The organism is Microbacterium sp. NPDC012755, assembly GCF_042901325.1.
In the GTDB taxonomy this organism is placed as follows: Bacteria; Actinomycetota; Actinomycetes; order Actinomycetales; family Microbacteriaceae; genus Microbacterium; species Microbacterium natoriense.
In genome coordinates this window covers 727,226-749,468 of sequence record NZ_JBIBCT010000001.1, presented here as the reverse complement: position 1 = coordinate 749,468, position 22,243 = coordinate 727,226, and the positions used below count along the sequence as shown (strand labels likewise).

The 22,243-nt window shown below is 70.9% G+C and carries 16 protein-coding genes; 8 read left to right on the top strand and 8 right to left on the bottom strand.

Annotated features, from left to right (window positions below; genetic code table 11):
• Positions 1 to 218 precede the first annotated feature (218 nt).
• On the bottom strand, positions 219 to 1,580 hold the full coding sequence (locus tag ACFY5A_RS03550) for a glucose-6-phosphate dehydrogenase (protein WP_387231834.1): 1,362 nt from the start codon (positions 1,578 to 1,580) through the stop codon (positions 219 to 221).
• 226 nt (positions 1,581 to 1,806) lie between these two features.
• Between ACFY5A_RS03550 and ACFY5A_RS03545 the strand changes: the two genes are divergently transcribed.
• The 3 genes from ACFY5A_RS03545 to ACFY5A_RS03535 all read left to right on the top strand — a co-directional run bounded on the left by ACFY5A_RS03545 (position 1,807) and on the right by ACFY5A_RS03535 (position 6,568).
• Positions 1,807 to 3,174, top strand: a complete 1,368-nt coding sequence (locus ACFY5A_RS03545; RefSeq protein ID WP_387231832.1) for an 8-oxoguanine deaminase — start codon at positions 1,807 to 1,809, stop codon at positions 3,172 to 3,174.
• Between the two features lie 53 nt (positions 3,175 to 3,227).
• A complete protein-coding gene (locus tag ACFY5A_RS03540; RefSeq protein WP_341941077.1) occupies positions 3,228 to 4,691 on the top strand; it encodes a nucleobase:cation symporter-2 family protein in 1,464 nt (487 codons plus the stop codon).
• Positions 4,692 to 4,771: 80 nt separating this feature from the next.
• Positions 4,772 to 6,568: a glycoside hydrolase family 15 protein gene (locus ACFY5A_RS03535; protein ID WP_387231830.1), complete on the top strand. Its 1,797-nt coding sequence runs from the start codon at positions 4,772 to 4,774 to the stop codon at positions 6,566 to 6,568.
• Positions 6,569 to 6,781: 213 nt separating this feature from the next.
• Here ACFY5A_RS03535 and ACFY5A_RS03530 read toward each other — a convergent pair whose 3' ends face one another.
• Positions 6,782 to 7,369, bottom strand: a complete 588-nt coding sequence (locus ACFY5A_RS03530; RefSeq protein ID WP_105677248.1) for a nitroreductase family protein — start codon at positions 7,367 to 7,369, stop codon at positions 6,782 to 6,784.
• Between the two features lie 201 nt (positions 7,370 to 7,570).
• Here ACFY5A_RS03530 and ACFY5A_RS03525 point away from each other — a divergent pair, with 201 nt between their 5' ends.
• Positions 7,571 to 8,284, top strand: coding sequence for a DUF998 domain-containing protein (locus ACFY5A_RS03525; protein WP_341941079.1), 714 nt, complete (start codon positions 7,571 to 7,573; stop codon positions 8,282 to 8,284).
• 138 nt (positions 8,285 to 8,422) lie between these two features.
• Here ACFY5A_RS03525 and ACFY5A_RS03520 read toward each other — a convergent pair whose 3' ends face one another.
• Positions 8,423 to 9,349 (bottom strand): LysR family transcriptional regulator, encoded by a 927-nt coding sequence (locus ACFY5A_RS03520; protein ID WP_387231828.1) that lies wholly within the window; start codon positions 9,347 to 9,349, stop codon positions 8,423 to 8,425.
• Positions 9,350 to 9,488: 139 nt separating this feature from the next.
• On the opposite strand from ACFY5A_RS03520, the gene ACFY5A_RS03515 reads away from it, so the two are divergent.
• Positions 9,489 to 12,944, top strand: a complete 3,456-nt coding sequence (locus tag ACFY5A_RS03515; RefSeq protein WP_387231826.1) for a bifunctional proline dehydrogenase/L-glutamate gamma-semialdehyde dehydrogenase — start codon at positions 9,489 to 9,491, stop codon at positions 12,942 to 12,944.
• A gap of 302 nt (positions 12,945 to 13,246) precedes the next feature.
• Here ACFY5A_RS03515 and ACFY5A_RS03510 read toward each other — a convergent pair whose 3' ends face one another.
• The 5 genes from ACFY5A_RS03510 to ACFY5A_RS03490 all read right to left on the bottom strand — a co-directional run bounded on the left by ACFY5A_RS03510 (position 13,247) and on the right by ACFY5A_RS03490 (position 18,672).
• Entirely contained in the window at positions 13,247 to 14,335 is a 1,089-nt protein-coding gene (locus ACFY5A_RS03510) for an ABC transporter permease (protein WP_223585704.1), read from the bottom strand.
• Positions 14,332 to 15,228 (bottom strand): ABC transporter ATP-binding protein, encoded by an 897-nt coding sequence (locus tag ACFY5A_RS03505; protein WP_387231823.1) that lies wholly within the window; start codon positions 15,226 to 15,228, stop codon positions 14,332 to 14,334. Before ACFY5A_RS03505 ends, ACFY5A_RS03510 begins: the two co-directional genes overlap by 4 nt.
• A gap of 307 nt (positions 15,229 to 15,535) precedes the next feature.
• Positions 15,536 to 16,705: a benzoate/H(+) symporter BenE family transporter gene (locus tag ACFY5A_RS03500; protein ID WP_387231821.1), complete on the bottom strand. Its 1,170-nt coding sequence runs from the start codon at positions 16,703 to 16,705 to the stop codon at positions 15,536 to 15,538.
• 39 nt (positions 16,706 to 16,744) lie between these two features.
• Positions 16,745 to 17,425, bottom strand: a complete 681-nt coding sequence (locus ACFY5A_RS03495) for a response regulator (RefSeq protein ID WP_387231819.1) — start codon at positions 17,423 to 17,425, stop codon at positions 16,745 to 16,747.
• Positions 17,422 to 18,672: a sensor histidine kinase gene (locus ACFY5A_RS03490; protein ID WP_387231817.1), complete on the bottom strand. Its 1,251-nt coding sequence runs from the start codon at positions 18,670 to 18,672 to the stop codon at positions 17,422 to 17,424. The genes ACFY5A_RS03495 and ACFY5A_RS03490 overlap by 4 nt, the downstream gene beginning before the upstream one ends.
• 170 nt (positions 18,673 to 18,842) lie before the next feature.
• On the opposite strand from ACFY5A_RS03490, the gene ACFY5A_RS03485 reads away from it, so the two are divergent.
• The 3 genes from ACFY5A_RS03485 to ACFY5A_RS03475 all read left to right on the top strand — a co-directional run bounded on the left by ACFY5A_RS03485 (position 18,843) and on the right by ACFY5A_RS03475 (position 22,225).
• Positions 18,843 to 19,271 (top strand): VOC family protein, encoded by a 429-nt coding sequence (locus tag ACFY5A_RS03485; protein WP_181155997.1) that lies wholly within the window; start codon positions 18,843 to 18,845, stop codon positions 19,269 to 19,271.
• A 1-nt stretch (position 19,272) separates the two neighbouring features.
• Entirely contained in the window at positions 19,273 to 19,974 is a 702-nt protein-coding gene (locus ACFY5A_RS03480) for a winged helix-turn-helix transcriptional regulator (RefSeq protein ID WP_387231815.1), read from the top strand.
• Between the two features lie 199 nt (positions 19,975 to 20,173).
• Complete coding sequence (locus ACFY5A_RS03475) at positions 20,174 to 22,225, top strand: carboxypeptidase regulatory-like domain-containing protein (RefSeq protein ID WP_387231813.1); 2,052 nt, start codon at positions 20,174 to 20,176, stop codon at positions 22,223 to 22,225.
• The last annotated feature ends 18 nt before the right edge of the window (positions 22,226 to 22,243 follow it).

Below are 22,243 nucleotides of genomic sequence, written 5' to 3'. Positions count from 1 at the left end.
ATCCGATCCTGTGCCCGGGATCGGTCAGAAGCGCATCCCGGATGCCGTCGGCGGACGCGTCCGGTCGGATCCGCGCGGTCAGCGGAGAGCAGGCAGCGGACAGCGTGCCCCGGCAGCGGAGAGCGGGCAACGGAGCGCGGAGAGCCGGGAGCCGGCACCGGGGAACGGCGATCGCGATGCACGCGAACCGATGCGCGCGAGCCGAGGCCAGGGGAGGGTCAGAGGTGCGGCCACGCGGCAGGGCCGGACGAGCCGGCGGGGTACTCCTCCAGCGGGGTCTCGCCCCGGGCCCACGCGTCGCGCACCGGCTGGATGATGCGCCAGCACTCCTCGGCCTCGTCGGCTCGCACCGACAGGGCGACCTCGCCGTCGAGCAGCTCGTCGAGGACCTCCTCGTAGGAGCGTCGCTGGCCCTCGCCGAGGTCGGCCGTGAGGTCTTCGTCGCGGAGGGCGAACGGGTCGTCGCCCCCGGTCATGTGCAGTCGTAGCGCCAGGGTGTCTGGGCCGAGCGAGAACGTGAGGCGGCCGCCGTCCTCCGGTGTGCCGTGGAGTCCGGCCGGGATGTGCCGCACGCGCTTGAAGGTGATGACGACCTCCGACTTCTTGGCCTCCAGCGCCTTGCCGGAGCGCAGCACGAACGGGACGCCCTCCCAGCGGTCGTTCGCGACCTCGAAGGTCACCTCTGCCAGGGTCTCGGTGCCGCGCGCGGCATCCACGCCCTCCTCATCCGCGTACGCCGGCAGGTCGCGGTCGCCGACCCGCCCCGCGGTGTACCTGGCGCGGCGGGCGGCGTCGGCGATGTCCCCGCGCACGCGAGTGGCGCGCAGCACCGCGGCCTTGGCGTCGCGCAGGTCGCGCTCGCCGAGGGTCGCAGGAGGGTCCATCGCGAGCAGCGCCAGCACCTGGAGCAGGTGGCTCTGGATCATGTCGACCATCGCCCCGGCGCTGTCGTAGTACCGGGCGCGGCCCTCGAGCGCGAGCGACTCGTCGAAGCGGATGTGCACGGACTCGATGTGCTCGGCCGACCACACCGGCTCCCACATGCGGTTCGCGAGCCGCACGCCGAGCAGATTGAGCAGCGTCGACCGGCCGAGGAAGTGGTCGACCCGGAACACCTGCTGCTCGGGGACGAGCGTGGCCAGCTGCTCGTTGAGCTCTCTGGCACTGGCCTCGTCGTCGCCGAAGGGCTTCTCCATCGCGAGGAGCGTGCCCTCCGGCAGCGACATGCCCTGCATCGCGTCGATCGCCCTGCGGGTGACGGCGGGCGGCAGGGCGAAGTAGAGGACGGTCCCCGGCTGCAGCGACCCGACGATCCGGCCGACGGCGTCGCGATCGGTCACGTCGGCGGCGGCGTAGTCGCCGACCGTGACGCGATCGAGCGCACCGGGGGAGTCGGCGAACGCGGTCGCGACGACCTGCTGCCACTTCGCGGCATCCCAGTCCTCCGTGCCGGCGCCGCGCAGGGTGATCTTCCGCTGCGGCTGGCGGGCCAGCAGGGCGGCCAGCGACGGCAGCAGCAGCCGGGAGGTCAGGTCGCCGGATGCGCCGAGGATGAACAGGGTCGTGGGAGTGCTGGCCATGGGCGCGAGGCTACCGGGCATTGCCGGGGATTCCCAGCCTGCGGCTTGACTTTCGCATCTTGGAATTAAGCGTCCGAGATGTGAGATTAGTTCTTGACGGGCGTGCGGCGCGGCTGATAGACCTGAAGAGTCCCGATGAGGGGGCTCCTGGATCAGCAGACAGGACACAACTGAGCTGGCCCCTGTGGGGCCGGCCTGCGGCTCCACCGTACGGAAGGAGTCCACCATGTCGCAGCATCCGGCCAGCACCTGGCTCAAGAACCCGCTCGGCGTCTACACGGGCACGGATGCCGACGCCTCGGGCGGAATCGTCATCGAGGGCTCGCGCATCCGCGAGCTCGTACCTGCGGGGGGAGCGCCGAGCGCCCCCGTCGACGAGGTGCTCGACGCGTCGCGGCACGTCGTGATCCCCGGCCTCATCAACACGCACCACCACTTCTACCAGACCCTCACCCGCGCCTGGACGCCCGTCGTGAGCGCCGAGCTCTTCCCCTGGCTGAAGGGGCTGTACGGGGTGTGGGCCGGGCTCACGCCGCGCGACCTGGAGCTCGCGACCACCGTGGCGCTCGCCGAGCTGCTGCTGTCGGGGTGCACCACAGCGGCCGACCACCACTACCTGTTCCCGAACGGCCTGGAGGACGGCATCGACGTGCAGGTCGACGTCGTCAAGAGGCTCGGCATGCGTGCCACGCTCACCCGCGGCTCGATGTCGCTCGGCGAGGACGACGGCGGACTCCCGCCGCAGCGCACGGTGCAGGATGCCGAGACCATCCTCGCCGACAGCGAGCGGCTCGTCGGCGCCTACCACGAGCGCGGCGACGGGGCCTTCGTGCAGATCGGACTCGCCCCGTGCTCGCCGTTCTCGGTGACCACGGGCGTGATGCGCGACACCGCCGCCCTCGCCGAACGCATCGACGTGCGCCTGCACACGCACCTCGCCGAGACCCTCGACGAGGAGGACTTCTGCCGCGAGACGTTCGGCCTGCGCACCGTCGACTACCTGGAGAGCGTCGGCTGGCTGTCTGACCGCACCTGGCTGGCGCACGGCATCCACTTCGACGACGCCGAGATCGCGCGTCTCGGCGCAGCGGGGACCGCCGTGTCGCACTGCGCGACCTCGAACATGCGCCTCGCCTCCGGCATCGCCCGCACCCTCGAGCTCGAGGAGGCCGGCGCTCCCGTCGGACTCGGCGTCGACGGCTCCGCCTCGAACGACGGCTCGAACATGATCCAGGAGGTGCGTCAGGCGCTGTACCTGCAGCGCCTCCGCTACGGCGCGGCCGCCGTCACCCCGGAGCGCGCGCTCGGCTGGGCGACCGCAGGATCCGCCCGTGCGCTCGGACGCAGCGACATCGGAGCCCTCGCCCCCGGGATGCAGGCCGACCTCGCCATGTTCACGCTCGACGAGCTGCGCTTCTCCGGCAGCCACGACCCCGTCGCCGCCCTGCTCCTGTGCGGAGCCGAGCGCGCCGACCGGGTCATGGTCGGCGGGCGCTGGCGGGTGATCGACGGCCTCATCGACGGCCTCGACATCCCCCGGCTCATCGCGCAGCACAGCGAGGCGGCGCGGGGTCTCCTCGCACGGCACTCCTGACCCACCATCCGCACGACGACAGACAACCGGCAACAGACGACGAAGAGGTCGACATGAACACCACGAAGACGGCATCCCTCCGCCCGGAGGACGAGCGCCTGCCGCTCGGCTCCACCATCGCCTACGGCATCCAGCACGTGCTCACGATGTACGGCGGCATCATCGCCCCTCCGCTCATCATCGGCTCGATGGCGGGTCTCGACGGGGCCGAGATCGGCGTGCTGATCACGGCCTGCCTCTTCATGGGCGGGCTCGCGACGGTGCTGCAGACCGTCGGCATCCCGTTCTTCGGCTCGCAGCTGCCGCTCGTGCAGGGCGTCTCGTTCGCTGGTGTGGCGACGATGGGCGCGATCGTGACGAGTGGCGGCGGGCTCCCCGCCGTGTTCGGGGCGGTGATCGTGGCGTCGATCATCGGCCTCCTCATCGCGCCGGTGTTCGCGACGATCATCCGGTTCTTCCCGCCCGTGGTGACCGGCGTCGTCATCACGACCATCGGCCTCACGCTGCTGCCGGTCGCGGCGGGGTGGGCGATGGGCGGCAACAGGGAAGCGGCGGACTTCGGCTCGCCGCAGAACCTGCTCCTCGCGGCGATCACCCTGGTCATCGTGCTGGTGCTGAGCAAGGTGCCGGTGGGGGCGATCTCACGGCTGGCGATCCTGCTCGCGATCGTGATCGGCACGATCGTCGCGGCCCTCCTCGGCCGGGTCGACTTCGGCGCGGTCGGCGACGGTCCCATCTTCGCCCTGCCGAGCGTGTTCGGATTCGGGATGCCGACGTTCGAGATCGCCGGCATCATCTCGATGTTCATCGTGATCCTCGTGACGCTCACCGAGACGACCGCCGACATCCTCGCCGTCGGCGAGATCGTGGGCACGAAGGTCGACTCGAAGCGCATCGCCGCGGGACTCCGCGCCGACATGCTCTCCAGTGCCGTGTCGCCCGTGTTCGGCTCGTTCACGCAGTCGGCCTTCGCGCAGAACGTCGGTCTCGTCGCGATCACGGGAGTCAAGAGCCGCTTCGTCGTCACCGCGGGCGGCGTCGTGCTGGTCGTGCTCGGCCTCCTCCCCGTGCTCGGCAGGGTCGTGGCCGCCGTGCCGAGCCCGGTGCTCGGCGGCGCGGGCATCGTGCTCTTCGGGTCCGTCGCCGCCAGCGGCATCCGCACGCTCGCGAAGGTCGACTACCGCGGCAACATGAACCTCGTCATCGTCGCCACCGCGATCGGCATCGGCATGCTGCCCATCGCCGCGCCGACGATCTACGACCAGATGCCGGCGTGGTTCGTCACGATCTTCCACTCCGGGATCAGCTCGGCCGCGGTCGCGGCGATCCTGCTGAACCTCGTGTTCAACCACCTCGGCGCGCGTCCGAACAAGGATGCGTCCGTGCTCGCGGCGGCGCCGACGCGCAGCATCCCCGTCGCGTACCTCGACGCGCTCGAAGACGGCGACTCCGTCGTCGACGGCAGGATCGTGGATCGCGAGGGCAAAGAGGTCGAGGTGGATCGCACCGACCACTGACCCGCGAGCCTCCGCGCCCGTCCCGTTCGCGCGGGGCGGGCGCAGTGGCGTTCGCGGGCGCGTCGTGACAGGCTCGGGACGTGGCTGCGCGCATCGAGGACTACGCCCTTCTGAGCAACTGCCGGACCGCGGCGCTGGTGTCGGATCAGGGGAGCATCGACTGGCTGTGCCTGCCGCGCCTCGACTCGGCGTCGGCGTTCGGCGCGATCCTCGGCGACGATGCCCAGGGCAGGTGGCGGCTGCGCCCCGCCGACCCGGATGCCGTGAGCTCCCGCCGATACGACGGCGACACGTTCGTGCTCATCACCCGCTGGGAGACCGCGGATGCCGTGGCCGAGGTGCACGACTTCATGCCGATCGGCCTCGATCCCGACGTGACCGTCGGCCGCACCGATCTCGTGCGTCGCATCGTCGGGGTGCGCGGCGAGATGACGTTCGCGCAGCGGCTGAGCATCCGCCTCGACTACGCGCGTGTCATACCGTGGGTGCGTCAGACCGGCACCGAGGAGGAGCCGTGCCTGGTGGCCATCGGGGGACCGGATGCCGTCGCCCTCCGCGGCGCGCAGCTGACGGCATCCGATCACCGGCACGAGGGTGAGGTGACCGTGACGGCGGGGGAGGTGCGCGACCTGCAGCTGACGTGGTTCCCCTCGCACCGCGATCTCCCGCCCGCGCTCGACGCCGACGAGGAGGTCGAGCGCACGAAGAGCTGGTGGCAGGAGTGGGCCGACCGGATCTCGCACGACGGCGCCCGCCGCGGCGACGTCGTGCGGTCGCTGCTGATCCTGCGCGCGCTCACGAACCACGAGACCGGGGGCATCGCCGCCGCGGCGACCATGTCGCTCCCGGAGGAGATCGGCGGCGTGCGCAACTGGGACTACCGGTACGTGTGGCTGCGCGACGCGGCCCTCACCCTCGAGGCCCTGTTGGATCACGGCTTCGTCGCGGTCGCCGGGCGCTGGCGGGAGTGGCTGCTGCGCGCCGTGGCCGGAGACCCCGGAGATCTGCAGATCATGTACGGGCTCGCCGGCGAGCGCGACCTCCCCGAGCGGGTGCTGCCCGAGTTCCCCGGATACGAGGGGTCGGCGCCCGTGCGCATCGGCAACGGCGCCTCTGCCCAGTACCAGGCGGACGTCGTCGGCGAGGTGCTGGTGACGCTGTCGGCCGCCCGCGCCGCGGGCCTCGGCGAGTCGGAGTTCTCGTGGCCGCTGGAGCGTCAGCTCGTGCGCTTCGCCTCGGAGCAGATCGAGCGGCCGGACCAGGGCCTCTGGGAGATCAGGGGCGAGCCGCACCGCTTCACCCACTCGCGCGTGATGATCTGGGCGGCGTTCGACCGGGCGGTGCGCGCCGTGGAGGAGTTCGGCCTCGACGGACCCGTGGAGCGCTGGCGCGGGCTGCGCGACCGCATGAGGGAGGAGATCGACCGTGACGGCGTCGTCGACGGGTGCTTCGTGCAGTACTACGGCACGACCGAGGTCGACGCGTCGTTGCTGCTCCTGCCCCAGGTCGGCTACTGCCGTCCGGACGACCCGCGGATGCTGGCCACGGTCGCGCGCATCGAGCAGACGCTGATGCCCGACGGCCTGGTCCGCCGCTACCGCACGGGCACCGGGGTCGACGGGCTGACGGGCTCGGAGGGCGCGTTCCTCGCGTGCTCGTTCTGGCTGGTGGAGCAGTACGCCGTCACCGGCCGGCACGAGGAGGCCCACGACCTCATGGACCGGCTGTGCGGGATCGCGAACGACGTGGGGATGCTGTCGGAGGAGTACGACCCGGTGTCGGGTCGACAGCTCGGCAACACACCGCAGGCCTTCTCTCATCTCGCGCTCGTGCGCGCCGCCGACGCGCTGGCCCGTGCGGAGCACCGCCCCCGCTGACTGCTGGACCGCGGCATCCCGTGCATCGGCATCCCCGGCTGCGGCATCCTGTGCCCTGGCGCCCCTGACGCCCCTGGCGCCCCTGGCGCCCCTGACGCCCCGGCATCCCGTGCAACGCCGACGCCCCACCTGGCTGCCGACGCCCCCTTCGCAGGCGGCTGCGAGGTGGGGCGTCGACGCGCAGATGGGGCGTCGGATGGGGTGAGCGGATGCTCAGGCGCTGAGGATGACCGTCTCGGCGATCGGGCGGCGCACGCGCGGAGCGACCTCGCGCTCCTGCAGGACCTCGGGAAGGGCCTCGACATCGCCGAACTCGCCGACGGCGATGGCGGTGATGGCCGAGAAGCGCGGCGCCAGGTCGGCGACCTCGCGGACGACCTCGGGGTCGAAGCCGCTCATCTGGTGCACGTAGAGGCCGTCGTTGTGCGCCTGCACGGAGAAGTGCGCCACGGCCTGGCCGAGGTCGTACACGGCGTGGGTGATCGGGGTGCCGTCTTCGGTGGCGGTCTCGGCGACGGCGATGATCAGCACCGCGGCGTTGCCGGCCCAGGCCTGGTTGAAGCCCATGAGCGCGTCGACGATCTGCGCGTGCAGGGCGGTGCCGCGGCGGGCGACGATGAAGCGCCACGGCTGCGTGTTGTTGGCGGAGGGGGTCCAGCGGGCAGCCTCGAGGGCGGCGGACAGCTTGGACTCGTCGATCGCGGTCTCGGCGTCGAAGGCGCGCGGGCTCCAGCGGCCGGCGAGCACGTCGAGGACGGGGTGCTCGGTGGGGGCGGTGCGGTCGATCACGGGAGTGCTCATGGAAGTGCCTTTCAGAAGGAGCGGATCGGACTCCTTCGTCCGGGTACACGGGGGTGAACACATGTATGTGCATGCATATTCCCGGCCGAGATCGAGAAGTCGTTCCGTGTCCGTTCGTCCTCTGTTCATCTCCACGGGCGCCTCCGACGGAACATCCGCGTCGTCCTGTCCGTTGCCCCGAGGGAGAGGAAGAGGTCGAACATGGAGACACGAGAGCGGATGGCTGTCGAGCACCGCAATGCAGAGGGTGCGGCCGTCGGGGGAGCGCTCCTTCGAGCATCCGGACTGCTGTGGATGCTCGCCCCTCTCTGGTACGTGCTGAGCGAGGCGATCGCCGCGGCGGGATTCCGCGGGTACAGCTACGCCCAGAACTACATCAGCGACCTCGGGGTCCCCGGCACTGGTCAGCTCGACGGTCGCGACCTCGACTCGACGATGTCCGCGGTCATGAACGCGGGGTTCATCGGCGAGGGGCTCCTCGTGGTGCTCGCCGCGGTGCTGCTCTACGCGGCGCTCCCGCCGCTGCGCGGGCGCTCCGTGCTCCTCGTGCTGGTGCTCGTGCATGCGGTCGGCATCAGCATCGTCGGACTCGTGCACGGGTCTCCCGCCAATCTCGAGAACGGCCTCATGGCCGTGCACGGCCTCGGGGCCGTTCTCGCGATCGGCGCGGGCAATCTCGGGGCCATCGTCGCCGGGGCCTTCGCGCTGCGAGATGTGCTCCCGCTGCGCCTGCGCATCGCGGGCATCGTGCTGGGCGGGCTGGGGTTCCTCAGCGCCTTCCTCCTGACGGCGCACCTCTTCTTCCCCGACGGCGTGACCGAGCGGGTGGCCGTGTACACCGTGATGCTGTGGCACCTGGCGCTCGGCATCGCCCTGCTCGCCCGCACTCGTACTCGCCCGCTCGCGCGCCCCTGAGCGTGTGAGGGGTCAGAGAGCGCGGGGCGCGGAGGGGCGTTTCGTCTCGCTGCGCTCGCTCAACGACCGGGCGCGCGTCCTCGGTCGTTGAGCGAGGAGCGCAGCGACGAGACGAAACGGGGTCCCTGGCGTGAGGCGTCAGCCGGGGAGGATCACGGATGCCGCATCCGCGAGCGCGCGACGCACGGCCCTGATCGACGGCGCGTCGGCCGATACGCGCCGTGCGGACGAGAAGATCTCGCGCCGCGGCGAGCCGGGGAGCGCGCTGAGCGCCACGGTCGGGGCGTCGCCCGCCCAGACGAGCTCCGGAAGGAGGCCGACGGCGAGCCCGGCCCTGATCAGCCGGATGTGCGTCGTGAGGTCGGCGACCTCGAAGTGCACGTCGGGTTCGAATCCGGCGGTGCGGCAGAGCTGCTCCGCCCATGCGCGAGACGCCGTGCCCGCCGGCTCCAGCACCCAGGGGTCGTCCCGCATCGCCCACAGAGATGCCGCGGCATCCGCTCTTGACGGCTCGGAGGTCGCGTCCGCGCCTCCTGCCCGACCGGCCAGGGCGATCGTGTCGTGGGCGAGGACGACGCGGTCGAGCTCGGCGACGATCGGCCGCGTGCGCCCCGGATACTGCTCGGCGAGCATGAGGTCGAAGTCGCGTCCCGCGACGCCCACGAGTCCGGTCTCGGGGTCGCACTCGGTGACGTCGACGCGGAGCGACGGATGCTGCGCCTGCAGCGCGAGCAGAGCCGGAGGCAGCAGCGCGTGGGCCGCGGTCTGGAACACCGCGATCCGCACGGTCCCGGTGACCTCGGCGAGGGATTCGGCCACGGCGACCTGGGCGTGCTCCAGCTGGTCGAGGATGCCGATCGCCTCGGCCACGAGCACGTCGCCCTGTGGTGTCAGCTGCACGCCGCGGCCGACCCGGCGGAGGAGCGGCACGCCGACGTCGCGCTCCAGCGCCGCGAGCTGCTGCGACACCGACGCCTTGCTGTACGAGAGGGCATCGGCGACCGCGGAGAGCGTGCCGCGGCGGCTGAACTCGACCAGCATCCGCAGTCGATGGACGTCGAGCATCCGGCCCTCCCTATTGTTCACTCTGGCTGAACGGAAATCACGCAAATCGGTTGATAGACGTAGCCTACCCGCGAGCCCGAGAATGTTCCGAGCCGCACATGATCCCGGGTGTGCGCTCCCCCTGGAAGGTTCCCCGCCAATGTCTGTCGTCGACACCACCACCCCGCGCACCGAAGAGGTCGCCGCCCTCGTGCAGCGCTGGCTCGCCGAGAGCGAGACCCACCCCGTCGAGCCCGCCGCCCAGCGCCTCTCCGAGGTGCTCAAGGACCCCAACGGCCTCGCCTTCACCGTCGGCTTCGTCGACGGCGTGATGCGTCCGGAAGACCTCAGCGTCGCCGGCCGCAAGCTCGCCGACCTGGCCGACATCACCCCGACCCTCCTGCCCGGCTACCTGCGCGCGGCGATCAAGACCGGCGGCTTCTGGGCGCCCAAGCTGCCCGGCGTCGTCGTGCCGATCTCCCGCCGCGTGCTGCGCGCCATGGTCGGCCACCTCGTGCTCGACGCGACGCCGTCGAAGCTCGGCCCCGCGATCGCGAAGCTGCGCAAGAGCGGCAACCGACTGAACCTCAACCTGCTCGGCGAGGCCGTGCTGGGCGACCGCGAGGCGGGTCGCCGCCTGAAGGGCACCTACGACTTCCTGGCCCGCGACGACGTCGACTACGTGTCGATCAAGGTGTCGAGCGTCGTCAGCCAGCTCTCGATGTGGTCGTTCGACGAGGCCGTCGCCGACGTGGTCGAGAAGCTCACCCCGCTGTACCGGCTCGCGGCCGACGCCGAGGCCAAGGACACGGCGAAGTTCATCAACCTCGACATGGAGGAGTACCGCGACCTCGACCTCACGATCGCGGCCTTCACGAGCATCCTCGACCAGCCGGGGCTGGAGAGCCTCGAGGCCGGCATCGTGCTGCAGGCCTACCTGCCCGACGCGCTCGGTGCCATGCAGCACCTGCAGGAGTGGGCATCCGCCCGCCGCGCGAAGGGCGGCGCCCCCATCAAGGTGCGCGTCGTGAAGGGCGCGAACCTCGCGATGGAGGAGGTCGACTCGAAGATCCACGACTGGCCCCTCGCGACCTACGGCACCAAGCAGGACTCCGACACCAACTACAAGCGCGTGCTCGACTGGGCCATGACCCCCGAGCGCCTCGACGCCGTGCGCATCGGCGTCGCCGGCCACAACCTGTTCGACATCGCCTACACCTGGCTGCTCGCCACCGCCCGCGGAGTGACGGATGCCGTCGAGTACGAGATGCTCCTGGGCATGGCCACCGGCCAGGCAGAGGCCGTCCGCAAGGACGTCGGCCGCCTGCTCCTCTACACGCCGGTCGTGAACCCGGCCGAGTTCGACGTCGCGATCGCCTACCTCGTGCGTCGCCTCGAAGAGAACGCGAGCCCCGAGAACTTCATGTCGGCCGTGTTCGAGCTCGCCTCCAACCCGAAGCTGCTGACGCGCGAGCGGGAGCGCTTCGAGCGCTCGCTCGCCGCCCTCGAAGCCGACCGCAGCGTGCCGGCACCCCACCGCGTCCAGGACCGCACGCGGGAGCAGGCGGATGCCGTCACCACCGGCTTCCATAACCAGCCCGACACCGACCCCGCGCTCGCCGCCAACCGCGCCTGGGGCCGCGACATCCTGCAGCGCTCCGTGTCGACCACGCTGGGCGAGGGGGCCATCTCCGCCGCCCGCATCGACACGGCCGAACAGCTCGACGACGTGTTCGCCGCCGCGACCGCCGCCGCCGCGAAGTGGGCCGCTCTCCCCGCAGCCGACCGGGCAGCCGTGCTGCACCGCGCCGGTGACGAGCTCGCGGCCCGCCGCGGCCAGCTGCTGGAGATCATGGCTCACGAGGCCGGCAAGACGATCGCCGAGGCCGACCCCGAGGTCTCCGAGGCCATCGACTTCGCGCACTACTACGCCGAGCGCGCCCTCGACCTCGAGGCCGTCGCGGGCGCCGAGTTCGTGCCGTCGAAGGTCACCGTCGTCACCCCGCCGTGGAACTTCCCGGTCGCGATCCCCGCCGGTGGCGTGCTCGCGGGCCTCGCCTCCGGTTCCGGCGTCATCATCAAGCCGGCCAAGCTCACGCAGCGCTGCGGCGCGGTGATGGTCGAGGCGCTGTGGGCCGCCGGCGTGCCGCGCGACCTGCTCGCCCTCGTCGACCTCGCCTCCCGCGACCTCGGCACGCAGCTCGTCTCCAGCCCGTCGGTCGACCGGGTCATCCTCACCGGTGCCTACGAGACGGCCCAGCTGTTCCGCTCCTTCCGCTCCGACCTGCCGCTGCTCGCCGAGACCAGCGGCAAGAACGCGATCATCGTGACGCCGTCGGCCGACCTCGACCTCGCGGCCGCCGACGTCGCCCGCAGCGCCTTCGGCCACGCGGGGCAGAAGTGCTCCGCGGCATCCCTCGTGATCCTCGTCGGATCGGTCGCCGAGTCGAAGCGGTTCGAGCGTCAGCTCGTGGATGCCGTGCGCTCCATGCGCGTGGGCCTTCCCGACGACCCCGCCACGCAGATGGGGCCGATCATCGAGCCCGCATCCGGCAAGCTGCTGAAGGCGCTCACCACGCTCGACAAGGGCGAGCGCTGGCTCGTCGAGCCGAAGAAGCTGGACGCCGACGGGAAGCAGTGGACGCCCGGTGTGAAGACCGGTGTCGCCGCCGGCTCGACGACCCACCTGACGGAGTTCTTCGGCCCCGTGCTCGGCATCATGCGCGCGAAGGACCTCGACGAGGCCATCCGCCTGCAGAACGCCGTCGACTACGGCCTCACCGCCGGCCTTCACTCGCTCGACTCCGACGAGGTCGCCACCTGGCTCGACCGGGTCGAGGCGGGCAACCTCTACGTGAACCGCGGCATCACCGGCGCGATCGTGCAGCGTCAGCCGTTCGGCGGCTGGAAGCGCTCCGCGGTGGGTGCCGGCGCCAAGGCCGGCGGGCCGAACTACCTGTTCGGTCTGGGCGAGTGGGTCTCGGCCGAGCTCCCGGCCGCCGCCGCGGGCGCCGCGGTGACCCCGGCCGTCGAGGCGCTGCTGAAGGCGGCATCCGCCGACCTCGACGCCGTCGAGATCGAGTGGCTGCACCGTGCGGCCGCATCCGATGAGCAGGCGTGGACCGGCGAGTTCGGCATCGTGACCGACAAGTCCGGCCTCGGCGTCGAGCGCAACGTCTTCCGCTACCGCCCGGTCTCGGTCGACGTGCGCATCGCCGAGCAGGCTCCTCTGGTCGACGGCATCCGCGTGCTCGCGGCCGCGCTGCGCAGCGGCAGCCCGTTCACGGTGTCCGCCCCCGCGCTCCCGTCCTCGGTCGAGAAGGCGCTGCGCGCCCACGGCGTGACGGTGAAGCACGAGAAGGACGCCGCCTGGGTCAAGGGCTACGCGAAGGCGCAGGCCAAGGCCGAGCACAGCTGGAACCGCGTCCGTCTCGTCGGCGGAGACGCCTCGGCGCTGTTCGAGGCTCTCGGCGGCACCCCCGACGTCGCGGTCTGGTCGCACGCGGTGACCGGCGCCGGCCGCGTCGAGATCCTGCCGTTCCTGCACGAGCAGGCCGTGTCGATCACGAACCACCGCTTCGGCAACCCCACCACCCTCTCCGAGGGTGTGATCTGACCCCCACGACGCCCGGTCCCCACGGGTTCCCCGGATAGCGCCGAGTCTCCCCGCTCGGCGCAGAAGACCCCGCCTGCTGGTTTCCGCAGGCGGGGTCTTGTTCTTCGCCCCTTCGGGAGCACGGACACAGGTTCGGAGCGGAGTCGCGGGCACAGGTTCGGAGCGGAGTCGCGGGCACAGGTTCGGAGCGGCGAGGATGACACGCCGCAGGAACGACGGATGCCGCGGCCTGTCGGCCGCGGCATCCGAAGCTGTGCCCGATCGAAGGGCAGGAATCCGATTCGAGGAGTCGGGAGGCGGGGTCAGCCGCGCAGCGCCTCCGCGAGCTTGACGCGCGTGCCCATGCGCAGCAGCGAGTTCTCGTAGATCTTCGCGCCGATCAGGATCGCCGCGACGCACGAGGCGAGCAGGATCACCAGGCTCACCAGCGGCTCCCACCACTGGGCCTCTCCGACGAACAGGCGCATCGGCATTCCGACCGGAGCCGAGAACGGCACGTACGACATGATCGTCAGCACCAGCGGGTTGTCGTTGAAGAAGATGACCAGGAAGTACGGCGCCATCACGAGCAGCATGATCGGCGTGGTGGTCGAGCCGATGTCCTCCATGCGCGAGACCATCGACGCGGCCGCGGCGTACAGCGCCGCCAGCAGCACGAACCCGAACAGGAAGAACACCGCGAACCAGATGATCGGGGCGCCGAGGCTCGACAGCACCTCCTTCTGACCCGTCACGATGAGTCCGACCGTGGCTATCGCGGCGAGGGCGATGATCTGCGCCATCGCGAGGACCGTGTTGCCGATCACCTTGCCGGCGAGGAGGGTGCGGGGCGAGATCGACGACAGCAGCACCTCGACCACACGCGTCTGCTTCTCTTCGACGACGCTCTGCGCGATGGTGGCGCCGAACGTCGACGCGGCCATGAAGAACACCAGTCCGAAGCCGATCGCGATGAAGTACCGCAGCAGCGGGTTCGTCGTCGCCGGGTCCAGGATCTCGACGGACGGCGACACCGACAGGCCGCTCACGATCGAGCCCGGCGCGTCCTTGAGAGCGACGACCGTGTACCCGGTGGGGCCGTCGCCGGGCAGCACCGCCGCCTCGACCTTCTCGGAGCGCAGCAGCTCCTCGGCCTCGTCACGGCCGGTCACCTCGGTGACCTTGACGTTCGGCAGGGCCTCGACGACGGATGCCGTCTCGCTGGTCACCGCGACGGTCGTGGCCTCGGGGTTCTTGCTGGTGAAGCCGCCGATGAGGATGCCGACGAGCGCGAGCAGCAGCAGGATGCCCGTCGAGATCATGAAGGCCTTGCTGCGCAGCTTCGAGGAGATCTCGCGTTCGGCGACGAGCCAGATGCCGTTGGTCGCGCGGGCGGTGGCTGACGTGCTCACTGGATGACCTCCTTGAAGATCTGTGCGAGGGACGGATGCTTCGGGGCGAAGCTCGCGACATCGCCGCGCTCCACGGCGGTGCGCAGCACACGCTGCGCGGTCTCGGGACCGTCGGCGTCGAACAGGGCGTAGCCGCCCTCGAAGTCGAGCACCGTGACGCCGGGCTCGGTGCGCAGCCAGCCGGCGTCGCCGGCGGAGACGAGCTCGTAGCGATCGCTCGCGTGCTCGGCGCGCAGCGCGTCGCGGGACCCGGAGGCGCGGATGGTGCCCCCGGCGAGGATGACGAGGTCGTCGCAGAGACGCTCGACCACGTCGAGCTGGTGCGAGGAGAACAGGATCGATGCGCCCTTCGCGGCGCTCGACTGCAGCACCCCCGCGACCACATCGACCGCGAGCGGGTCGAGTCCGGAGAACGGCTCGTCGAGGATCAGCACCTCGGGGTCGTGCACGAGCGACGCGGCGATCTGCGCGCGCTGCTGGTTGCCGAGCGACAGCGACTCGATCGTGTCGCCGAGGCGGGCCTCGAGCCCGAGCTCGGTGAGGAGCGCGGTGGCACGGGCCGTGGCATCCGCCTTGCTGAAGCCGTGCAGCCGGGCGAGGTAGACGATCTGCTCGAGCACCTTCATCTTCGGGTACAGTCCGCGCTCCTCCGGCATGTAGCCGAAGTGACGGCGGTCGTCGGCGGTGAGGAGGGAGCCGTTGAGCTCCACGCGACCTCCATCGGCCGAGAGCAGCCCCAGCACGATCCGCATGGTCGTGGTCTTCCCCGCGCCGTTGCCGCCGACGAAGCCCGTGAGGCGCCCGGGGGCGACCTCGAAGGACACGTCGTCGAGCACACGCCGCGAGCCGTAGCTCTTGGTGATGCCGCTCAGTTCGAGCTTTCCTGTCGTCACTTCGCCTTACTCCGTTCGCTCAGCACATCGCATGCCTCTCACGCTACGGACGGCGGCGGCCCGGGGCATCCCCCGCGCGGCGGACTCGGCCGGGTCCGCCGCGGGGAGGACCGGGGAGTGCGCGCCGTCGCTGCTCCAGAACTCCGGGAATCCGGGCTGGTCCGTCGCCGAGAGTCCCGGGACCGAGGGATCCCCGTGCACAACTCCTCAAGAACTCCGGAGTTCTGGGGGCTGCGGCCGCTTTTCGGCGCTCAGGGGCCGATTCTTGAGGAGTTGTGAACCGCGCCCGGCGAGCGCGGGAGACGGGTCAGCGTCGGGCGTGCAGCACCGTCCGCATCAGGAGGCCGGCGACGAGCGCCCAGAACGCGGCGCTCACGCCGAGCACGGAGATCCCGGATGCGGCGACCAGGAACGTCACCACCGCGGGGAGGCGCTCGCCCGGGTCGTCGATCGCCTGCTGCACGGCCGACCCGAACGCCGCGAACAGGGCGAGGCCGGCGACCGCGGGGATGACGGCATCCGGCGCGAGGAGGACGAGCGTCGCGAAAGCGGCCGAGGCGCCGCCGAGCACGAGGTACGACGCGCCCGTCGAGACCCCGGCGACCCACCGTCGTGTCGGGTTCGGGTCGGCGTCGGGAGAGGCCGCCAGCGCCGCGCTGATCGCGGCGAGATTGATCGCATGCCCTCCGGCCGGAGCGCCGAGCGCGGTGCCGATGCCCGTCACCAGCATCGCCGGACGCCAGGGCACCTCGTAGCCGAAGCTGCGCATGATCGCGATGCCCGGCACGTTCTGCGAGGCCATCGTCACGATGAACAGCGGCAGGGCGATGCCGACCGCCGCGCCGAGGGTGAAGGTCGGGGCGGTGAGCTCGATCCGCGGCAGCAGCAGGGCAGGATCCACCGGCGCCCCGTCCTGCACGAGCGAGACGGCGACGACGATCGATGCCGTGACGAAGGCCAGCGGCACGGCCCACCGCGGCGCGAACCGCGCGCACACCAGCCACGTGAGGACGACGGGGACGACGCCCCACGGGTTCGCGACGAGCCCGGTGATCGGCGCGAGACACAGCGGCAGCAGGACGCCGGCGAGCATCGCCTGGGCGATCGACGGAGGGATGCGGGCGATCAGCGCGCCGAGCGCCGGCCACAGCGCGGTCAGCAGGATCAGCGCGGATGCCAGGAGGAACGCGCCCACCGCGCCGGACCAGCCGCCGTCGACGGCTCCGGTCGCGGCGAGCAGCGCCGCCCCCGGGGTGGACCAGGCTGCGGTGATCGGCATCCGATACCGCCACGCGAGGACGATGCACGCGAGCCCCATCGTCAGGCTCACCGCGAGCAGGCCGCTCGCCGCCTGGGCGGGGTTCGCGCCGACCGCGGCGAGTCCGGTCAGCACGACCGCGAACGAGCTCGTGAAGCCGACGAGGGCCGTGACGACGCCCGCGAGGATCGGTCGGGAGAGCGGTGCGGCCTCAGGCATGACTCAGAGGCTATCGTGCAGGCGGCGCGTGCCCCGGTGTCAGGCGAGGCCTCTCCGGTGGGCGATCACGACGGCCTGCACGCGGTCGCGGGCGCCCAGCTTCTGCAGGATCCGCGAGACGTGGGTCTTCACGGTGGCCTCGCCGATGAAGAGCGCCGTCGCGATCTCGGCGTTGCTGCGCGCGTCGGCGAGCAGCACCAGGACCTCCGCCTCGCGCTCGGTCAACGGCTCGGCCAGCGGAGCGGGCGCCGTTGCCTCCCGCCCTCGGGCGACGGTGTTCGCGCTCGGGGCGGATGCCGCGGACGAGAAGCGCGCGAGCACCCTCCGCGTGACCTCGGGCGACAGCATCCCGTCTCCGGCGGCCAACGCGCGCACCGCGGTGATGAGGTCTTCGGGGCCCGCGTTCTTCAGCAGGAAGCCGGCGGCTCCGGCATCCAGCGCCTGGTGCAGGTAGTCGTCGCGGTCGAAGGTCGTCACGATCGCGATCGCCGCGGCCACCGCGGGGTCGGCGACGATCCGCCTGGTCGCTTCGATGCCGTCCATATCGGGCATCTGCACGTCCATCGTGATGACGTCGGGGAGCAGAGCGGATGCCGCGGCCACAGCCTCGGCGCCGGTGCCGGCCTCGCCGACCACCGCGATGTCGGGCTGGCTCTCCAGGATCGTGCGGAACCCGGCCCGCAGCATGGCGTGGTCGTCGACCAGCAGCACCCGGATCATGAGACCTCCGCCGTCGCGGGGGTGAGCGGCACGCGGGCGCGCACGCGCAGTCCGCCGAGCGTGCGCGGCGTCACCTCGAGGGTGCCTCCGGATGCGGCTGCGCGCTCGCGCATGCCGAGCTGACCGAGCCCGGGGCGCAGCTGGGCGACGTTGCGGCCGGTGTTCACGATCTCCAGCTCCACACCCTCGTCGTCGTAGCGGACCCGCACGTCGGCGGTGGCGCCGACTCCCGCGTGGCGGCGCGCGTTCGTGAGCGACTCCTGGGCGATCCGGTAGAGGTTGACGGCGACCATCGGGGGCACGGGCACCGGGTCGCCGATCACGGAGTAGTCGGACGGCAGGCCGGCCTCGGTCGAGGCGGCCACGAGCGACTCGATGTCGGCGAGTCCGAGGGTGGAGGCGGCATCCGTCGTCTCCCCTCCCGGCGTGCGCAGCGTCTCGAGGAGCTGGTGCAGTTCGCGGATCGCGTCGCGCGCCGAGGTCTCGATGCCAGTGAGGAGGTTCTTCGAGGCGTCCGGGTCCTGCTCGATCATGAGCCGGGCGGCGCCGGCCTGCACGCCCATCACCGACACGTGGTGCGCGACGACGTCGTGCAGCTCTCGGGCGATGCGCACGCGGTCGAGCGCCACGGCCTGCGCCGCGGTGACCTCGCGCTCGCGCTCGAGCTCGACCGTGCGCTCCTCGAGGACCGACCTCTGCGCCGCGGCGAGCCAGGAGCGCTCGCCGAAGTAGTACGCGCCGCCGAAGTAGAGGATGTTCAGCAGCAGCTGGATCATCATGTAGGCGACGTAGGGCGAGAACGCGCCCGCGGCGACGTCGGCCTTGTCGGCCTCGCTGATCGCGTCGCGGTACATCGTGATGAGCAGCCACACGAACATGCCGACGATGATGCCGATCCGCACGATCAGCGCGCGGCGGCGGTCGTTCATCCAGGCGCCGACCGTGTAGAGCCCGACGAACATGGCGATGTTGCCGACGTAGATCTCGGGGATCTTCAGCGTGACCGCAGTGAAGTAGGCCAGGGCGACGAGGACGGCGACGGTGGCGGGCCAGCGTCGGCGCACGGCGAGGGGAACCGAGATCACGACGGCGTAGACGAGCGCGGTCCACAGGTCCTGCGCGTCGCCGCCGTAGACCTGCGCGATCGACGACAGCGCAGCGCTGAGCACGGCGCCGACGAACATGACGACGGCGAGCACCAGATCGCCGCGGTATTCGCGCTCGGTGGGCGTGCGGATGAAGGGCATGCTCCCCACGGTACGGGCAGGGGGATGCCGCGGCATCCCCCGTACGGCGGATGGGGTCCTGACGTCGGGGCAACTTGCTATTGACAAGCGTGCTTGTTTTTAACAAGCTATCTGCGTGAGGTCGGCGCCGCCGGCCGGCATCCGACAGAAAGACCGACAAGGGAGTCATCATGACCAAGGTGTTCGTCAACCTTCCCACCACCGACCTCGAGCGCTCGAAGGCCTTCTACACGGCCCTCGGCTGCGAGATCAACCCGCTGTTCACCGACGAGAACGCGGCGTGCATCGTCTGGAGCGACGATGTGTTCTTCATGGTCCTCAAGCGCGAGTTCTTCTCCACCTTCACCGACAAGCCGATCGCCGACCCCAACGAGGTCGTCCAGGTCTCGGTGTCGTTCTCGAAGGACTCCCGCGAGGAGGTCGACGCGCTGCTCGAGAAGGGCCTCGCCGCCGGTGGCGCCGAGCCCAAGCCCGCGCAGGACTACGGTTTCATGTACTCACGCGACCTCGACGACCCCGACGGCAACTCGCTCGGCTTCCTGTACATGACGCCTGAGGCCGTCGAGAACGGCCCGGAGCACGTCGCCGAACAGGGCTGACATGGCCGCGCGCAGTTACGGCCAGTACTGCGGTGTGACGACGGCCGTCGAGCTGATCGGGGAGCGGTGGGCGCTGCTCATCGTCCGCGATCTGCTCGTCGGCCCTCGTCGGTACACCGACCTCAAGCTGGGTCTGCCGCGCATCCCCACCAACATCCTCTCGACGCGTCTGAAGGAGCTGCAGGAGGGCGGGGTGGTGCGCCGAGTGCCCCTGCACAACTGCGGACTCGTGTACGAGCTGACCCCGTACGGCAGGGCGCTCGAGCCGATCGTGCTCGCGCTCGGCCGCTGGGGCTTCCAGACCATGGGTGACCCGCAGGAGGGCGACGTGGTGACGGCCGATTCGCTGACGATGGCCCTGCGGACTGCGTTCCGACCGGATGCCGCCTCCGATGCCGAGTACGAGCTCCACGTGGGAGATGTCGCGCTGCGAGCCTCGGTGCGCTCGGGGGTGCTGGCCGTCACCCAGCTCGCTCCGCCCGCGCCCCCCGTGGGCGGCCGCCCTCCGGAGGGCGAACCGGATGCCGTCATCGTCGCGGGTCCCGGCATCCGCCGTCTGATCGCGGGGGAGATCACCCCCGATGAGGCGATCGCGCAGGACGTGCTCGCCGTGGTGCGCGGCGACGCGGGCGTGCTCGAACCTTTCGCCCGCACGTTCCACATCTCCCCTCTCGACGCGCTCGAGAAGGAGGACGCCGCGTGACCGGACGCACCGACCCGTTCGCCACGATCGACGGCGCCGCGGGAGCATGATGGCCGTCGATCCTCGGAGTATCTCCGGAGGATCGACTATTCACTTCCTGTGCGATTCCCAATAGATTCGGACAGCACCCCGTCGCATCGTCGGCGGATGGCCTGCTGTCCTGCGCCCCGGCGCCTTGAGTCCTGAGGAGGACCCGACGATGCTGTCACGACGATCGAACAGAGGCGCAGCGGCGCGGATGCTGCTCTCCGGGGCCGCGGCAGCGGCGCTCGTGTTCAGCGGCGCGGTGTCTGCCGTCGCGGAGGATGCACCCGAAGCCACGGTCTCCGGCCACGTCACTCGCGAGGACGGCGGCGCGCCGGTCGGACTCGTGACGGTGTTCGTCAACAGCACGGACGGCCTCCACAACGGGTCGGACGTCACGGATGCGAACGGCGACTACACCGTGACCGGGCTCGCTCCGGGCCAGTACACCGTCCGATTCTCCACGGAGCCGACAGGCACCGGACTCGCCTCCGAGTTCTGGGACGGGGCGACGACCTCGGCGACGGCGGAGCGCATCGCGATCGCGGGAGGGGAGTCGATCACCGACATCGACGCGACCCTCCGGGAGGGCGGCGTGATCGCCGGCCGCGTCACGCACGAGAGCGATGACTCACCGGTCGCCGGCGTGGTCGTCGCGGCGTGGAGCGACGGCGGGATGCCTGGGCAGACGACGACCGACGCGAACGGCGAGTACCGCATCGCCAACCTCGTGGCGGGCGACTACACGGTGCAGTTCGATGCGTTCGGCGACGACCTCGTCGACGAGTACTGGGACGGGGCGTTCGATCAGGCCTCCGCGGCGAAGGTGAGTGTCGGCGTCGGCGAGAGCCGTGCCGATATCGATGCGTCGCTGCGTGGAGCGGCGACGATCTCCGGCCACGTGACGCGGGCCTCCGATGGCACGCCGGTCGCCGGCTCCGTCGACATCTCTTCGACGGAGGGCCACTGGAACGTGGCGATCTCTCCCGCCGGGGACTACAAAGCGGTGATCGTCCCCGGAGACGTCACCATGAAGTTCACGCCGTTCGGATCGGGTCTGAGGCCCGAGTACTGGAACGACGCGGTCGCGGAGTCCGACGCGACCGTCCTCACGGTCGCACCAGGACAGAACCTGACCGGGATCGATCCGCAGATCGATCAGGAGGTGGCGATCACCGGCGTGGTGACCGCCGACGGACAACCGCTCGCGGATGCGGTGGTGGAAGCGTACGCCGACGGCGAATCCGCAGGGATGGCCTACACGAACGCGAACGGGGAGTACCGACTCATCGTTCCCGCGGGTGAGTACGTCGTCAGCGCGTGGGGTCTCGCGTACGACCCGGTCTACGCTCGCGAGTACTACTCCGACGCAGACAACCCGGCGGACTCGACGCCCGTGACGCTCGGCGCCGACACGGACCGTCCCGGAGTCGACTTCGACCTGTCGCGGGGTGGGAACATCCGCGGAACGATCGCAGCAGGCGAGGAGGGGCTTCCCGAAGGCGGAGCCATCGTCACCGCGTACCGGCTGGCGGACGACGGGTGGAAGGCGATCGCTTCGGTGGTCACCACCGGCGACTTCATCTTCGGCGGTGTCGACCCGGCCTTCCCCATCGAGGGTGGTCCGCTCCCCGCAGGCACCTACACCTTCGGTGTGGAGGCCGACGGATTCTGCACTCAGTACTACGGTGGGGTCACCTCGCTCGACGACGCCACCCGGTTCCCGCTCGCTTCGGGCGAGACCTTCTCCGCGATGAGAATGACCTTCACCTCTGAATGCCCTGGGCCCAAGCCGACGCTGACGGTGGCCACGCGTACCGTTCGTGCGGGTGCAGAGATCTCCGTCACCGGAGTCGATTTCGCTCCCGGCGCGGATGTCGTGTTCGAGCTCTACTCCCACCCGGTGTACCTCGGCACCCTGAAGGCCGATCAGAACGGGCGTGTGACGGGGACGGTGAAGATCCCCGCGACCATGCCGGTGGGATCCCACACGTTGGGCGCTCTTGTCGCGGGCTCGCTCCAGGCGACGGTTCCGCTCGAGGTCACTGCTGCCTCCGACGGGCAGACGCCCGGAGGGACGGGCGCTTCCGGCACGGGAGGGGACCGGGCAGGTGGAAAGCTCGCGAGCACCGGTGCCGATCTTCCGATCGCGGCAGGTGTGACGGGTGCGTTCCTGGCAGGTGCGGGACTGCTCCTGCTGGCACGGCGTCGGCGCTCGATGAGCTGAGCGGGAGTGCCCTGCGGG